The sequence below is a fragment of the Georgenia sp. EYE_87 genome, from assembly GCF_023148685.1.
Lineage (GTDB): Bacteria > Actinomycetota > Actinomycetes > Actinomycetales > Actinomycetaceae > Georgenia.
The window spans coordinates 177,754-192,743 of sequence record NZ_JAHXNL010000009.1 but is presented as its reverse complement, the minus strand read 5'-3'; the positions used below and the strand labels follow the sequence as shown (position 1 = coordinate 192,743).

Below are 14,990 nucleotides of genomic sequence, written 5' to 3'. Positions count from 1 at the left end.
GGGGCAGCCGTCCCCAGCCACGACGGAGCAACGGCGGCGAGACGGCAGGCGGCCCCTGCGTCAGGCGTCGGCGAAGAAGCTCACCGGCCCCGCCACGATGACGCCGACCTCCTCGTGCGCGGGCAGCGGCCCCTGGGTGCGGCAGAGCACCGGGACCACCTGCCCGTCCGGGCTGGTGACCTCCAGGCGCACGCTGGCGTCGTGGCCGTAGAACGTCGTCCCGCGCACCCGGGCGGTGACGCCCGCCCGACCGGCCCGCACCATGTGCAGCTGCTCCGGGCGCAGCACCACGCGGCCGGAGCCGTGCTCGCCCGCCGCGCCGCGCAGGAGAGCCAGCCGGCCGAGCGCGGTGGTCGCCACGCCGTCCTCGACACGTGCGGGCAGCACCACGGCCTCGCCCACGAACGTCGCCACGTCCAGGTCCGCGGGCGCGGCGTAGAGCTCGCGCGGCGTCGCGGACTGGACCACCACACCCTCGCGCATGACGGCGACCTGGTCGGCGATGCTCAGCGCCTCCTCCTGGTCGTGCGTGACCAGCACGCCCGTGGCGCCGATCGCCTGGAGGGCCTCGCGTACGTCCTCGCGCAGCGCGGCCCGCAGGCCGGCGTCGAGCGCGGAGAACGGTTCGTCCAGCAGGACGACGTCGGGGCCCGGGGCCAGCGCGCGCGCCAGCGCCACCCGCTGCTGCTGCCCGCCGGAGAGCTGGGACGGCATCCGCCCCGACAGGTCGGCGAGCCCGACGAGCGCGAGGAGGTCACCCACCCGCTCCCGACGGCGCCTGGCGGCGTCCCGCCCGCGGTGGGGCAGGCCGAAGGCGACGTTCTCGGCGACGGAGAGGTGCGGGAAGAGCGCCCCCTCCTGGGGGACCACGCCGACGCGGCGCCGTTCCGGCGGCAAGGACCGGCCCGGGCCGGTCACCACCCGGTCCCCCACGCGCACCTCCCCGGAGTCGGCGGTCTCAAAGCCGGCGATCACGCGAAGCAGCGTCGTCTTGCCGCACCCGGAGGGGCCGAGGACGGCGGCGAACGCGCCCGACGGCACCTCGAGGTCGACACCGCGGAGCACGGGCGTCTCCCCGAAGGACTTGCGCAGCCCGCGCACGGTCAGCCGCTTCACGTCTCGCCTCCTGTCTCCTCGACCACGTGGCCCTCCTCCAGGATCCCACCTGTCCCGCGCGGGGTGACCATGCGGGACTGGACGCGGGAGAGCAGGAACGTCGGCACCGCGGCGAGGAGCACCAGGGCGACGGCGTAGGGCGCCGCGGCGGCGTAGGCGCCGATCCCCGTCTCGGTCCAGAGCCGGGTGGCGAGGGTGTCCATGCCCGTGGGGCGCAGCAGCAGCGTGGCCGGGAGCTCCTTCATGACCGTGAGCATGACGAGCGCGAAGCCGGCGGCGATCCCGGGGCCCGCGAGCGGCAGGGTGACGCGGCGCAGCACGTCGGAGGGCCGCTGCCCCAGCGAGCGGGCCACCTCCTCCAGGCGCGGCGGGCTCTGGGCGACCGCGGCGCGGACCGAGCCGATCGCGGCGGGCATGAACAGCACGGCGTAGGCGAGGACCAGCAGCGGGGTGCGCTGGTAGATCGGCTCGGCCCACCGCACCCCGAAGAACACCAGCGCGAGACCCACGACGATGCCGGGCAGCGCGTGCCCGGCGTAGGTGGCGTGCTCGACGAGGCGCCCGCCCCGTGAGGCGTACCGGGCGGCGAGCACGCCGACGGGCACGGCCAGGGCGGTGGCCGCGAGCGCCCCGAGCAGCGCCACCCACAGCGTCGCCGCGCCCGCCGGGGCGAGTCGGTCCCACTCCAGACCGGCCGAGCTGCCGCGGACCATCCAGTAGGCCAGGACGACGGCGGGGAAGCCGAGCGAGACCGCCGCCACCGCCGTCGTGCCCGCCAGGGCGAGGGGCCGGGCCCGGCCCAGCTGCGCCGTCGGCGGGGTGCGGGCGGCGCCGGAGCCCACCCGGGAGGCCTCCGCCCGGCCCCGGGTGCGGGACTCGGCCACGGTGATCGCCACCGTGAGCACCACGAGGACGAGGGAGAGCACGGCGGCCGGGGTGCGGTCGAAGGAGGCGCGGTAGGAGGTGTGGATGACGCGGGTGAAGACGTCGTAGCGGAGCAGGGACGGTGTCCCGAAGTCGCTGAGGGTGTACAGCGCCACGAGCAGCGCGCCGGCGGCGGCGGCGGGGCGAACCTGGCGGGCGGTGACCGTCAGGTAGGTGCGCAGCGCCGACCGGCCGAGGGAACGGGAGACCTCCTCCAGCGCCGGGTCGACGCGGCGCAGCGTCGCGGCCACCGGCAGGAACACGTACGGGTAGGTGCACGCCGTCAGCACCAGCCAGGTGCCCCAGAACCCGGCCAGGGTGGGCACCACGGAGATCCACGCGTAGGCGGCCACGTAGCTCGGCACCGCCAGCGGCAGGGCGGCGACGACGGCCCAGGTGCGCCGTCCGGGCAGGTCGGTCCGGGTGGTCAGCCAGGCGAGGGCGACGCCGATGACCAGGCACGCCGCGGTGACCGCGGCGGCGAGCCCGAGGCTGCGCAGCACGAGCCAGAGAGTGCGCTCCCGCCACAGCGTCTCCCAGACCCCCGCCGCTCCCGCCTCGGCCGTGCGCACCACCAGGTAGCCGATCGGCAGCAGCGCGACGGCGGCCGCGACGATCCCGGGCACCAGCAGGACCGCCGGCGGCCGGCCGGCGGTCCTGCGGGGTCGCCGCCGGCCGCCGGGTGCCTCCCGGTCGGCCGGCGGGGTCGAGGTCACGCTCAGGTCAGTCCCACCTCGTCGAGCAGCGCGAGGGTGGCGTCGAGCGAGTCGAGGTCGTTGAGGTCGACCGAGGAGCTCTCGCCGAGCGGCTCGAGGTCGTGGGCCTCGCTCTCGATGCCCTCGACCACCGGGTACTCCGCCGTGGTGTCCGCGAAGTACTGCTGCGCCTCGTCCGAGAGGAGGAACTCCACCGCGTCGACCGCAGCGTCCTCGGCGTCGGACCCGGCCAGCACGCCGACGCCGGCGACGTTGACGAGCGCGCCGGGGTCGTCGCTGGCGAGGAAGTGGATGCGCGCGGAGACGGCGTCCTCGCCCTGCTCGGCCACCCTCTCGTACCAGTAGTAGTGGTTGATCAGCCCGATGGCCGCCTGGCCACCGTCCACCGCGTCGAGCACGGCGTTGTTGTTGTCGTAGGCGAGCGGCTCGAGGGCGGCGAAGTCCTCCAGCCACTGCCGGGCGCCGTCCTCCCCGCGGTCCACCCGCAGGGCGGTGACGAAGGAGTGGAAGGAGGCGTTCGTCGGGGCGTAGGCGAGCTTGCCGCGGTAGGCCTCGTCGAGGATGTCGTCGATGCCGCTGAACTCCTCCACCTCCGGCGCCGCCTCCGGGTCGTAGGCGAGCACACGCGCACGGGCGGAGGTCGCGACCCAGCGTCCCTCGTCGTCGCGGTAGTCCTCGGGGACGAGCTCGAGGGTCTCCTCCGGCAGGGGGGCGAGCATGTCGGCCTTCGCCAGCGCCCCCAGCGCGCCCGCGTCCTGGGAGAAGAACAGGTCGGCGTCGGTGCCCTCCCCCTCCTCGAGGAGCTGGGCGGCGAGCTCGGAGGACCCCGCGTAGCGCACCTCGACCTCGGTGCCGACGGCGTCCTCCAGCTGGTCGAGGATCGGCCCGACGAGCTCCTCGTTGCGTCCCGAGTAGATCGTCAGGGTCGTGCCCGCCGCGGCGCCGCCCGTGGCGGCCGGCTCGTCGTCGGTCGCGTCACCGCCGCAGGCCGCGAGGGTCAGGGCGAGGGTGGTGGCGGTGGCGGCGGCCAGGCCGCGGGTACCCAGGGTCATGGTGCTCCTTCTCCGCGGCACGGGTTGCCGCGCGCGGCGAGCGTAGATCAAGTAAGGCTCACCTAACAACCTCCGTCCGGCCCCCGGCCGGCGCAGGACGAGGGACGATGGAGCCACCGGGGCGACGACGAGGACCACGGGAGCGCGCGATGGACGAGCAGCAGCTGGACAAGGTCAGGAACGGCAGCGGCTTCGTGGCCGCGCTGGACCAGAGCGGCGGCAGCACCCCGAAGACGCTGCGCCGCTACGGCATCTCCGAGGACGCCTACGCCAGCGAGGAGGAGATGTTCGACCTCGTGCACGAGATGCGGACGCGGATCATCACCTCCCCCGTGTTCGGCGGGGACCGGATCATCGGCACGATCCTGTTCGAGAACACCATGGACCGGCAGATCCTCGACAGGCCCACCGCCGACTACCTGTGGGCGGTGAAGACCGTCGTCCCGTTCCTCAAGGTCGACAAGGGCCTGCAGAAGGAGGCCGACGGCGCGCGGCTGATGAAGCGCATCCCGTACCTCGACGGCCTCCTCGAGCGGGCGCTGGCGCAGGGCATCTTCGCCACCAAGATGCGCTCGACGATCTCCCTGCCCGGCCCCGGCCTGACCGACGTCGTCCGCCAGCAGTTCGACGTGGCGGGGCAGATCCTCGCCACGGGCCTCGTCCCGATCATCGAGCCGGAGATCGACATCCACAGCCCCCGCAAGGCGGAGGCCGACGAGCAGCTCCGCGACGAGCTGGCCGCCCGGCTGGACCGGCTGCCGCCCGAGCACCTCGTGATGCTCAAGCTGACCCCGCCGGAGACCGACGACCTGTACGCCCCGTTCGTCGCGCACCCGAACGTGCTGCGCGTGCTGTTCCTCTCCGGCGGCTACAGCCGCGAGGAGGCCAACGCCCGGCTGGCGCGGAACCACGGCGTGATCGCCAGCTTCTCGCGGGCACTCACGGAGGGGCTGGACGTGTCGCAGACGCCCGAGGAGTTCGACCGCGTGCTGGACGAGTCGATCGCCAGCATCGCGGCCGCCTCGGCCACCTGAGCCGGCACCGCCGCCTCGCCGGGTCGCGGTGGTGGTCGCTCCGCGCGACCACCTCGGCAGCTGAGCGTGCTGCCTAGCGTGCCTGGCGACGGCGGACAAGGGACCGTTGCCCTCTCCGTCACGCCGCCGCGCGACTACGATCTGACGAACCGGCCCCGGCCCGGGGGCATGCTCGCTGGAGAGTGGTCATGGACGACGTCGTCACCTCAGCCATCCGCAACGTCGCCCTGGTCGGCCATGCCGCCGGGGGGAAGACGTCACTCGCCGAGGCGCTGCTGCACCGCGCGCACGCCACCCAGCGTCTGGGGCGGGTCGACGACGGCACGTCCGTGCTCGACACGGACCCCGAGGAGGTGCGCCGCCGGCAGACCCTCACCCTCGCCGTCGCCTCCGTCCCGTGGACCACGGCGGCCGGCCAGACCTGCCGGCTCAACCTTCTCGACACCCCCGGCCACGACGAGTTCGGCCAGGTCGTCGACGCGGCCCTGTCCGTCGCCGACCTCGCGGTCGTCGTCGTCAGCGCGGTCGAGGGCGTCCAGCCCGGCGACGAGCGCGTCTGGGCGCGGTGCCAGGACCTCGGCATCCCCCGCTTCATCTTCGTCACCAAGGAGGACAAGCCGTCAGCGGACTTCGAGGGCGTGCTCGCCGACCTGCGGGCCCGCCTGGGCCAGCGGCTCTTCCCGCTGGAGCTCCCGATCGTCGAGAAGACGGGTTTCGCCGGCGTCGCGGACGTCCTCTTCGACGTCGCCCACCGCTACGACGCCGAGGGGACGGAGACCACCGGGCCGGTGCCCCCGGAGCTGGCCGACCTGGAGCACAGCCGGCACACCGAGCTGGTGGAGGAGGTCGTCAGCGGCGACGACGACCAGCTCGAGCACTACCTCTCCGGCGACGAGCCGCCCCCCGCCGAGCTCGAGCGCACCCTGCGCCGCGCCGTCGCGGAGGGCGCCATCTTCCCGGTCCTCGTCGGCTCGGGCGCGACCGGCGCGGCCGTGGACCGGCTCGGCGACTTCATCTGCGAGATCGGCCCGTCCCCGGACCTGCACCCCGCCACGGTGCTGGTGGGCGGCGAACCCACCGCCGTCGTCGCCGACCCGGCCGGGGAGCCGCTCGTCCACGTCTTTCGCACCCTCGCCGACCAGTTCGTCGGCCAGGTCTCGCTGCTGAAGGTCCTGTCCGGGACGCTCCGCGAGGACGACCGGCTCGTCAACACCACCACCGGCGCCGAGGAGCGGCTCCACGGGCTCTTCGGGCTGCTGGGCAGGACCCACCTCGACGTCCGGCAGGTCGTGGCCGGGGACATCGCCGCCGTCGCCAAGCTCTCGGACTCCCCCACCCGCACCCTCCTGGCCCGGCCCGGGCGCCCGGTCACCCTGCCGGAGCTCCCGGTGCCGTCCGGCGGGTTCACCCTGGCGGTGCGGCCGCTGACGCAGTCCGACGACGACAAGCTCACGGACGCCCTGCGGCGCCTGTGCGCCGAGGACCCCGCGCTCGTCGTCGTCCAGGACGAGGAGTCCGGCCAGACGCTGGTCACGGCGGTCGGAGACACCCACCTGGCGGTCGCGCTCGAGCGGCTCGAGCGCAAGTTCGGCGTGCGCGTCTCCACGGAGGAGGTGCGCCTGCCCTACCGCGAGACGGTCGCCGGCGAGGTCGAGGTGGAGGGGAAGGTGAAGAAGCAGTCGGGCGGGCACGGCCAGTTCGCCGTCGTCCGGCTCGTCGTCAGCCCCGCGCCCCGCGGAGAGGGCCTGACGTTCGTGGACTCCATCGTCGGCGGCGCGATCCCGCGGCACTACCTGCCCGCCGTCGAGCGCGGCGTCCAGGACGCGCTCGTGGCGGGCGGCCCCAACGGCCATCGCATCACGGATCTGCGGGTGGAGTGCGTGGACGGGAAGTACCACTCGGTGGACTCCTCCGACATGGCGTTCCGCACCGCCGCGGCCCAGGCCGTGGCGACGGCGATGCAGCAGGCCGGCAGCGTCGTCCTCGAACCGGTCTCGGCGGTCACGGTGACTGTGCCGGCGGAGGCGCAGGGTGACGTGCTGGCGGACCTGTCGTCGCGCCGCGGGCGCGTGGTCGACACCGGCACGGCGGACGACGGCTCCGGCATCATCGAGGCCCACGTGCCCACCTCCGAGCTGCGCCACTACACGGTGGACCTGCGGGCGATCACCGGCGGCCGGGGCACCTGCCGTTCGGCCCACAACCACTACGACCCCGTGCCCGAGCACCTCGTGGCTGCCACCCGTCCCACGGTGGCGGCGGGGCGTTAGCCGCCGTAGTACGCGGCCACCTGCGCGCGGTAGTCGGCGTCGTCGAACCGGCCGCCGCCGGTGCGCCGCGGGGCGCTCTCGATCTGCTCGCGGGTGAGCGCGACGTGGACGCGCCGGTGCTGGGGGTCGATCCGTTCGACGGTGCCCGCCGGCAGCAGCGTCATGTGGCCGAAGAACACCGGGCCGCTGCCGACGACGATCGCGCCCTCCCCGGCGTCGAGCGAGGCGTCGTCGACGGTGCCGACCTCACCGTCCCGTGCCAGCACGGCCCAGCCCACGAGGCTCTCGACGTCGTGGTCGCCGTCGCGGAACGCCCACGGCTGCCAGGTCTGTGCCATCCGTCTCTCCCTCGTCCGGTCGGGTGCTCCCCACCGTCACCGCGGGACGGGTCCCGCGCAACCCGGGGAGCCGCGGGTCGCCGCTCGGGGGGCGGCGCCGACCGGCCGCAGTGTGGCCGCCGCGAACGCACGGGACCGGTGACCGCCGTCAGGGCCGGTCGCCGGGGCGACCGGCCCTGCTCGCCGTCGGAGGTCAGCGGAACCTGGCCGGGAACTGGGCGATCAGGCCGCCGCTCAGAGTGTCGGCCATGTCGAGGACGTGCAGGTGCGCGGCGTCGTAGTCGGCGACCGAGGCCGCGTAGTTCCCACCGAGCTCGTTGGCGGCCTCGCTGAAGGTCTGCTCGAGGTGCGTCGCCATCCCGGCGCGCATCTGGTCCGCCGGCCAGTGACGCGGGTTGGCTGCGCCGAGGAAGTTGCCGATGTCGTCACCGTTGGCGGACCAGCGTGACCGGGCGTCGGCGAGCGCGTCACCGTCGCCGGCCCGGGCCGCCTCGAGGATCTCCACTGCGATGAGGATGTGGTCGGTCAGCAGTGCGGTGAGCTGATCGCCGGCCGCCTCGCCGTAGTAGGGCTTGATCGCGTCGCCGATGTCGACCTGGTTCTGCAGGAGCCGTTCGGCGGTGGCCGGGAAGGAGGGCGAGTCCTCCGCGAAGGTGACGATCGCGAGCCGTGTCCAGGTGACGTGGTCCTCCCAGAGCTTGCGCATGTCGTCGTGGAACGCCTGCTGGGCGGCGTTCCGCGGAACCGTGCCGGCGCTGCCGTGCCCGTGCGTCGAGCTCGTGAGCGGCGCGGCGTCGGCCCCGAGCCGGGGCAGCCACCACGTGGCGAGGCCGACGACGATCGCGAGCACGAGTGCACCGATCACCACGAGTGGGTGCCTCCTGATCCCTGCGGGGCTACTGTTCATCTCACCTGTCCTGTTCTCTTGGTCGGTTCGCCCCTCACCGGGCGGGTCTGGGGCGTTGGAACGTGACACAGGAGTTGGCGTCCGAGGGGACGAGGGTCTTACCCGCCGGGGCGACGCCTCTCGCGCCGCTCGACGACGGCGCACCGCTGGACTGGGTGGCCACGCTGCGCGTTCCGGGGCCGGAGCGGGACCGGGCGCTGGCGACTCTGCACGCCCTGATGGAGCGGGCCGCCCGGCACCAGGTGCGCCGGATGCGGCACCTGCTGCGGCCCGCGGACCTCACGACCGTCGACGAGCTGACGACCGCCGCGGCCGACGGCGCCCTCGCCGCGCTGCTGGCCAAGCTCGACACCTTCGAGGGCCGCAGCCGGTTCACCACGTGGGCCTACAAGTTCGCGATCCTCGAGGCGGCGACCGAGGTCCGCCGTCGGGCATGGTCCGGGCGAGAGGTCGCCCTGGTCGGGGACGAGCGGCTGACCGACCCCGGCCCGGGCCCGGAGCAGCTGGCCCTCGCGCACGACCTGGCCGACGCCGTACGCCTCGCCCTCGACGAGGCTCTGACCGACCACCAACGACGCGTCGCCGTCGCCCTTCTCGTCGAGCTGGTGCCCATCGACGTCCTCGCCGACCGGCTCGGCACCACCCGGGGCGCCCTGTACAAGACCCTCCACGACGCTCGGCGGCGCATCCGTGCCCATCTGACCGCCGCCGGCTACCTCCCCACCACGTCCCGGACAGGTGTGCGATGAACCACGAGCTCCCCCGGCTGACGGAGCAGACCGCAGGGCTCTTCGCGCTGCGGACGGACCCCTGGCTGTCCTGCGAGGACTGCTTCGACCGCATGGACACCTTCGCCGAGGAGCTGCTCACCCGACCGGGCGCCGACGACCTGGCGATGCGGGTTCACGTGGCCGGCTGCCCGGCGTGCGCGGAGGAGCTGGAGTCTCTGGTCGAGCTCGTGGCCCAGGAGAACGGCCTGGACGCCGCCCAGGCGCTGCGTCGCCTGCACGAGCCGGTCGACTGACTTCCACGGTCTCCTAGATCTCGGCCCGCTCCCGCGGCGGTCCCACGACCGGCCGGTGCGGGATCGACGACGCGACCGCGAGGGTCAGCACGGAAACGCCGCCCAGCAGCGCCGCCCACGCGCCCCGCGGGGTGGTCAGCGCCAGCTCGTCGCCGCCCACCCCCTCGGCGGAGAGGGCGACACCCACCACGACGACGAGCAGGAGCAGCCCGCAGACGAGCCGCGCCCAGCGCGGCCCGCGGCGCGAGAGCGCGAACCCGCCGGCCATCCCGGTCAGCGCGAAAGCGACCGCACCGCCCCCGAGCCCCTGGGTGAGGAACGCGACGACGGCGCCCGGCAGCAGCAGCGGCGCGACCGCGAGCACGAGCGGCGAGAGCGCCAGCCAGCGCCAGTGGCGCCGGCCGCCCGTGCGGCGCACGTGCTCCGCCCAGCCGAGGAGGGCGCCGGTCACCGCGCCCGGGAGCAGCAGGGCGACGAACGTGCCGGCCCACCCGAACGTCGACTCCTCCCCCGCCAGCGCGACCATGTACCCCCGCAGTCCGGCCGCCCAGGCGAGACCGAACAGGGCGCCGACGGCGATCGCCGCGGGCGCGGAGGACGACGGCGGCGGCAGGGCTGGAGCGACGGCGGACGCGGCCCCTGTGCCGGGCCGGGCCCCGGGCGCAGGCAGGGAGTCGGGCTGGCCCCCGGGTGTCGGCGCGGTGCCGCGCCGGGGCGTGGCGTGGGGCGTGGGTGTGGCGAGCGAGCCGGACATGGCGCACCTCCCGAGGACGACCGGCGACGGCGGTGCAGCCGCGTCGCGCGCCGGTACGGGACAAGCGTCCTCCGCCGTGGGCCGGGCGTCGAGGGGGCGGGGGCCGGCCCCCAGCGGACGGTCCGCGACCTGTTAGCACGCCGCCCCGGCGGCGTTACGATCGACTCTCCTTCCAGGGGGCGCAGGCCCGCGGGCCCGTGACGGCCGGGGGCGGGCCGCACGTGTCCGGGGCACAGCATGGCGGGAAACTTCCCGCTCAGGAGGTGCATGGTGACTCTCGCGTGGAACTTCGCCGGATCGCCCGGCGGCGTCACGGCGGGCACGGTGACGCTGATCGAGGGCTCGTCCTTCTGCCTGTCGGAGGCCTCGGGCGACATCACGACCGGCTCGGTCCAGGGGCTGTTCCTGCGTGACACGAGGGTGCTCTCCCGCTGGGAGCTCCGCCTCGACGGCGACCCGGTGGAGCCGCTCACCGTCCTGACGGAGGAGACGTACCGGGGCGTGTTCATCGGCCGGGCGATGCCGAGGGCCGGGCTGGCCGACTCCACGCTGCTGGTGGAGCGCCACCGCTTCATCGGCGCCGGCATGCGCGAGGACATCGTGGTGCGCAACCTCGGGCAGGAGACGGCGGCCTTCGCGATGGTCCTGCACGTCGACGCCGACTTCGGGGACCTGTTCGAGGTCAAGCAGGGGCACGTGGAGAGCCGCGGCGAGCACGCGATCCAGCACACCGACCACGAGCTGCACCTCACCCGGCGGTGGCAGGGGCACAGCCGCGAGGCCGTCATCACCGCGACGGGTGCGTCCGTCGCTCCCGACTCGCTCACCTTTCGCGTCGTGGTGCCTGCCCGTGGGCAGTGGAGCACCTCGATCCACGTCCTGCCGGTCATCGACGGGGTCCGTCCGGCCCCCACGTTCCCCGAGGACCAACCGGTCACGGGGACACTGCCTGCGGTACGCCGCACCGCGTGGCGCGAGGAGACACCGACGGTCACGGTGCCCGACCTGATCGTGCAGAACATCCTGCGCACCAGCGGCCGCGACCTGGAGTCCCTGCGCATCCACGACCCCGCCAACCCAGAAGCTGTCGCCGTCGCCGCGGGCGCGCCGTGGTTCATGGCCCTGTTCGGCCGGGACTCCATCCTCACCGCTCTGATGACCCTGTCGATCAACCCGTCGCTGGCGCTCGGCACGGCGGAGGCGCTCGCCCGGTTCCAGGGCGTCCGCGAGGACCCGGTCACCGAGGAGCAGCCCGGCCGGATCCTGCACGAGATGCGGTTCGGCGTCGACGCCACCGACGCGCTCGGCGGCAACATCTACTACGGCACGGCCGACGCGACGCCGCTCTTCGTCATCCTCGTCGGCGAGCTTCTCCGCTGGGGCGCGGACCCGGGGCGCGTGCGTGCGCTGCTCCCTCACGTCGACCGCGCGCTGGAGTGGGTGGAGCACCACGGCGACCGGGACGGCGACGGGTTCGTCGAGTACCAGCGCATCACCGACCGCGGCCTCGTGAACCAAGGGTGGAAGGACTCCCACGACGGCGTCACGGACGCCGCGGGCCGGATCCCCCAGGGTCCGATCGCGCTGGTCGACGTCCAGGGCTACGTCTACGGCGCCTACCGGGCCCGGGCCCTGCTCGCCGAGGCGCTCGAGGGCGATGCCGAGACGGCGCACCGGTTCCGGGAGCGCGCCGCCATGCTCCGGGAGCGGTTCGAGGAGGCCTTCTGGCTGCCGGACCGCGGCTGGTACGCCATCGCCCTCGACGGCGCGAAGAAGCCCGTGGACTCTCTCGCGTCGAACATGGGCCACGCCATGTGGGCGGGCATCGTCGCCCGCGAGCACGCGGCGCAGGTGGCCGACCACCTGCTGTCCCCGGACATGTTCACGGGCTGGGGCGTCCGCACCCTCGCGAGCTCGATGGGCGCGTACAACCCGATGAGCTACCACATCGGGTCCGTGTGGCCGCACGACAACGCCATCGTCGCCACGGGGCTGCGTCGCTACGGCTTCGTCGACCACGCCACCCGGGTCGCCCGCGCGGTCCTCGCCGCCGCCGCCGAGTTCGGCGGCCGGCTGCCGGAGCTGATGTGCGGCTTCGACCGCACGGAGTACGCCCGGCCGGTGCCGTACCCGGCCGCCTGCTCGCCGCAGGCCTGGGCCTCCGCGGCGCCCGTCGAGCTCATGCGGGTGCTTCTCGGGGCGCAGCCGTGCTTCCCGCACCGGCACCTTCGCCTGGACCCCCGGCTGCCGGCCGAGCTCCAGCCGCTGACGGTTCACGGCATCCGGCTCGGCTCCGCCACCGTCGACCTCGAGGTCCGTGACGGTCGCGCCACCGTCACCGGGCTGCCCGACGCAATCAGCGTGAGCACCGAACCGTGCCCCTGCGGCGACCTGCAGACCGTCTGAGGTGCCGGCGGCGGCGCCACGCACGAGCCGCACAGACGGAAGCGCGCACGAACCGCACGACAGAAGAGAGACCACGCCTGGGAGAAGGCCGCGGCGGTGCCCCCGGACACCCGGGTGCCGCGCGGGCATGTACGACATTCCTGAGGAGGGAATGCAGTGGACACGCTACGCATCGCCATGGTCGCCCCGCCGTTCTTCGAGCTGCCGCCCACCGGGTACGGCGGGATCGAGCTGGTGGTCGCCGATCTCATCGACACCCTCGTCGAGCACGGCCACGAGGTCACGCTGATCGGCGCGGGCCGCAACGGGACCCGGGCGCAGTTCCGGCGCACCTACGCCGAGCCCCAGCACGCCCGCCTGGGCGAGCCGTTGCCCGAGGCCGTCCACGCCGCCGCGGCGGCGAAGATCCTCGAGCACCTCGACGTCGACGTCGTCCATGACCACACGCTCCTCGGCCCCCTCCAGGCGCGCGGGCGGACCAAGCCGACGGTGGTGACGGTGCACGGGCCGGTGGTCGGCGAGCCGGCAGTCTACTACCGGCTGGTGGGCGGCACCACCCACCTGGTGGCGATCTCGCAGGCCCAGCGCTCGTTCGCGCCGGAGCTGAACTGGGTCGGAACCGTCCACAACGCTCTCGATCCGGGACGGTGCACCTTCCGCGCCGAGAAGGAGGACTGGGTCCTGTTCCTGGGCCGGTGCACCCCGGACAAGGGGATGCACCTGGCGATCGACGTCGCCCGGGAGGCCGGACGGCCGATCAAGCTCGCCGCGAAGTGCCAGGAGCCGCCGGAGCGGGCCTACTTCGACGCCGAGGTCCGCCCGCGTCTCGGCGACGGCGTGGAGTGGCTCGGGGAGATCACCGGCAAGGAGAAGCAGGACGCCCTCGCCGCCGCCCGGTGCCTGCTGTTCCCGCTGCAGTGGGAGGAGCCCTTCGGGATGGTGCTCGTGGAGTCGCTCGCCTCCGGCACGCCGGTGGTGACCATGCCGCGCGGTGCCGTGCCGGAGATCGTCACCGACGGGGTGACGGGCTTCGTCCGGGACCGGCTCGAGTACCTGCCAGCCGCCGTCGACGCCGCGGGAGGCATCGACCCCTACCGGTGCCGGCAGGAGGTGCTCGACCGGTTCACCCCGCAGGTCATGGCGACCAGGTACGAGAAGGTGTACCGGCGGGTGCTCGACCGGACCGGTGGCGTCGCCCGGAGGGCGGCGGTCGGCGCGATCAAGCGGCGCCTCGCAGGGGCGTCGGAGTCGGTCGCGCCGCTTGCCGGGAACGCGCTCGCCCCGCCGGTGCCCGGAGCCGTCGGCACACCCCTGCCGGGAGCCGCCGGCGTCCACGTGCCGGGAGCGGTCGGCACACCCCAGCCGGGAGCGGTCGGCACACTCCAGCCAGGAGCGGTCACCACCCCCGTACCGGGTGCGCTGGGTACGTCCCCGCCGGGAGCGCTCGGCACACCTGGGGCCGAGCCCACGGCGGCCTACTCGCCGCCCTCCTAGCCATCGCCCGCGCCGGGGTGCCCGTCACCTGCCTGCGAAGAACACCGGTTCGGCGGACCATCCCGGCGTGACGGTCCACAGTCCGTGCGCCCCGGCGGGCACCACGACGCAGACGTTGCCGGTGGCCGTGCCACCGCCGTAGATCTCGTCGATGTCCCAGAGGTCGTCGGGGACGACGCCGCACATGTCGGAGTACGTGCGGGCGTCCGAGCCGACGAACCCGATGCCCAGATCCGTCCCGGCGTGCCCGGACTCCGTGCCGGTGTAGGTCGCCGTGACCGGGACGATCCAGTACTCCATGCCCGTCGGCGGGGCGCCGTTGAACTGGTTCTCGGCCTCGATCTCGTCCCCCGCCTCACGCGGGGCGCCGAGGGCGACCTGCCACTCGGCGGTCGAGACGGGCGTGCCGACCGGGAGCGGGTTGTCGCGGCTGCCCTCGCCGTCCGCGAGCGCCCGCACAGCCGGGCGCTCCGGGGCCCGGGCGACGGAGCTCTCGGCGCCTCCCGCGGCGCTCCCGGGGCCCGCCGCGGCGCTCTCGGCGACGGCGGCCTCCCCGGCCGGGCCGTCGGTCGAGGGAGGTGCACCCGCCACCGCGAGGTCGGCGGTGAGCTCGGAAGCGGGCACCGAGGCCGTGCCTGCTCTCCCGTCCGCCCTCGCGCCGCCGATCACAAGACCTGCCACCAGGCCGATCGCCCCGGTGCCGGCGGCCACCATGGCGACGACGCCTCCCGGTACCCCTCTGCGCACGAACGGGCCCGACGGGGAGACCCGGCCGCCGCGGACGGGGCCCGTGGTCGGGGGTGCGTACCCTTCTTCGGCCACCGGCACCGGTGCAGGGAGGGCAACCGGCGGCGCTCCGCCGTCCGCGCCGGAGGGGCTCGTGGTCATGCGGGCTTTCTCGATTCGCTCGTTCTGTGCCTGTCCGGTCCGCATTGTGACAGAGCCGGGGCCCTCG

13 protein-coding genes are annotated in these 14,990 nt (G+C 74.4%); 6 read left to right on the top strand and 7 right to left on the bottom strand.

From position 1 onward, the window contains the following. Nucleotides 1-60: 60 nt before the first annotated feature. Genes KZX45_RS14245 through KZX45_RS14235 form a run of 3 tightly spaced genes read right to left on the bottom strand, consistent with a single transcriptional unit; the run spans nt 61 to nt 3,808 of the window. On the bottom strand, nt 61-1,116 hold the full coding sequence (locus tag KZX45_RS14245) for an ABC transporter ATP-binding protein (RefSeq protein WP_248258414.1): 1,056 nt from the start codon (nt 1,114-1,116) through the stop codon (nt 61-63). After that, the gene (locus KZX45_RS14240; RefSeq protein WP_248258413.1) at nt 1,113-2,756 is read right to left on the bottom strand and encodes an iron ABC transporter permease; all 1,644 of its coding nucleotides are present in this window, start codon (nt 2,754-2,756) and stop codon (nt 1,113-1,115) included. The genes KZX45_RS14245 and KZX45_RS14240 overlap by 4 nt, the downstream gene beginning before the upstream one ends. 2 nt (nt 2,757-2,758) lie before the next feature. Continuing rightward, nucleotides 2,759-3,808 carry an extracellular solute-binding protein gene (locus tag KZX45_RS14235; protein ID WP_248258412.1) on the bottom strand — a complete coding sequence of 350 codons (1,050 nt, stop codon included), beginning with the start codon at nt 3,806-3,808 and terminating at the stop codon, nt 2,759-2,761. A gap of 149 nt (nt 3,809-3,957) precedes the next feature. Here KZX45_RS14235 and KZX45_RS14230 point away from each other — a divergent pair, with 149 nt between their 5' ends. Next, nucleotides 3,958-4,842 carry a fructose bisphosphate aldolase gene (locus KZX45_RS14230; RefSeq protein ID WP_248258411.1) on the top strand — a complete coding sequence of 295 codons (885 nt, stop codon included), beginning with the start codon at nt 3,958-3,960 and terminating at the stop codon, nt 4,840-4,842. Nucleotides 4,843-5,030: 188 nt separating this feature from the next. Beyond that, the gene (locus KZX45_RS14225) at nt 5,031-7,112 is read left to right on the top strand and encodes an elongation factor G (protein WP_248258410.1); all 2,082 of its coding nucleotides are present in this window, start codon (nt 5,031-5,033) and stop codon (nt 7,110-7,112) included. Here KZX45_RS14225 and KZX45_RS14220 read toward each other — a convergent pair. Further along, a complete protein-coding gene (locus KZX45_RS14220) occupies nt 7,109-7,450 on the bottom strand; it encodes a PRC-barrel domain-containing protein (protein ID WP_248258409.1) in 342 nt (113 codons plus the stop codon). The genes KZX45_RS14225 and KZX45_RS14220 overlap by 4 nt on opposite strands. Nucleotides 7,451-7,643: 193 nt before the next feature. Beyond that, entirely contained in the window at nt 7,644-8,315 is a 672-nt protein-coding gene (locus KZX45_RS14215) for a hypothetical protein (protein WP_248258408.1), read from the bottom strand. A gap of 104 nt (nt 8,316-8,419) precedes the next feature. Between KZX45_RS14215 and KZX45_RS14210 the strand changes: the two genes are divergently transcribed. Both KZX45_RS14210 and KZX45_RS14205 read left to right on the top strand, forming a co-directional pair. Further along, entirely contained in the window at nt 8,420-9,106 is a 687-nt protein-coding gene (locus KZX45_RS14210) for a sigma-70 family RNA polymerase sigma factor (RefSeq protein WP_248258407.1), read from the top strand. After that, complete coding sequence (locus tag KZX45_RS14205) at nt 9,103-9,381, top strand: hypothetical protein (RefSeq protein WP_248258406.1); 279 nt, start codon at nt 9,103-9,105, stop codon at nt 9,379-9,381. The genes KZX45_RS14210 and KZX45_RS14205 overlap by 4 nt, the downstream gene beginning before the upstream one ends. A gap of 13 nt (nt 9,382-9,394) precedes the next feature. Here KZX45_RS14205 and KZX45_RS14200 read toward each other — a convergent pair whose 3' ends face one another. Continuing rightward, a complete protein-coding gene (locus KZX45_RS14200) occupies nt 9,395-10,135 on the bottom strand; it encodes a hypothetical protein (RefSeq protein WP_248258405.1) in 741 nt (246 codons plus the stop codon). A gap of 267 nt (nt 10,136-10,402) precedes the next feature. Between KZX45_RS14200 and KZX45_RS14195 the strand changes: the two genes are divergently transcribed. Continuing rightward, complete coding sequence (locus KZX45_RS14195) at nt 10,403-12,541, top strand: glycogen debranching N-terminal domain-containing protein (RefSeq protein ID WP_248258404.1); 2,139 nt, start codon at nt 10,403-10,405, stop codon at nt 12,539-12,541. A gap of 156 nt (nt 12,542-12,697) precedes the next feature. Continuing rightward, on the top strand, nt 12,698-14,035 hold the full coding sequence (locus KZX45_RS14190; RefSeq protein WP_248258403.1) for a glycosyltransferase family 4 protein: 1,338 nt from the start codon (nt 12,698-12,700) through the stop codon (nt 14,033-14,035). 24 nt (nt 14,036-14,059) lie between these two features. On the opposite strand, the gene KZX45_RS14185 is transcribed toward KZX45_RS14190, so the two are convergent. Further along, the gene (locus tag KZX45_RS14185) at nt 14,060-14,923 is read right to left on the bottom strand and encodes a hypothetical protein (RefSeq protein WP_248258402.1); all 864 of its coding nucleotides are present in this window, start codon (nt 14,921-14,923) and stop codon (nt 14,060-14,062) included. Between the last annotated feature and the right edge of the window lie 67 nt (nt 14,924-14,990).

Bases quoted from the DNA above. Each gene is read 5' to 3' on its own strand.
- KZX45_RS14235 (WP_248258412.1), bottom strand. From the start codon at position 3,808: ATGACCCTGGGTACCCGCGGCCTGGCCGCCGCCACCGCCACCACCCTC.
- KZX45_RS14220 (WP_248258409.1), bottom strand. From the start codon at position 7,450: ATGGCACAGACCTGGCAGCCGTGGGCGTTCCGCGACGGCGACCACGAC.
- KZX45_RS14205 (WP_248258406.1), top strand. From the start codon at position 9,103: ATGAACCACGAGCTCCCCCGGCTGACGGAGCAGACCGCAGGGCTCTTC.
- KZX45_RS14200 (WP_248258405.1), bottom strand. From the start codon at position 10,135: ATGTCCGGCTCGCTCGCCACACCCACGCCCCACGCCACGCCCCGGCGC.
- KZX45_RS14230 (WP_248258411.1), top strand. From the start codon at position 3,958: ATGGACGAGCAGCAGCTGGACAAGGTCAGGAACGGCAGCGGCTTCGTG.
- KZX45_RS14225 (WP_248258410.1), top strand. From the start codon at position 5,031: ATGGACGACGTCGTCACCTCAGCCATCCGCAACGTCGCCCTGGTCGGC.
- KZX45_RS14185 (WP_248258402.1), bottom strand. From the start codon at position 14,923: ATGACCACGAGCCCCTCCGGCGCGGACGGCGGAGCGCCGCCGGTTGCC.
- KZX45_RS14195 (WP_248258404.1), top strand. From the start codon at position 10,403: ATGGTGACTCTCGCGTGGAACTTCGCCGGATCGCCCGGCGGCGTCACG.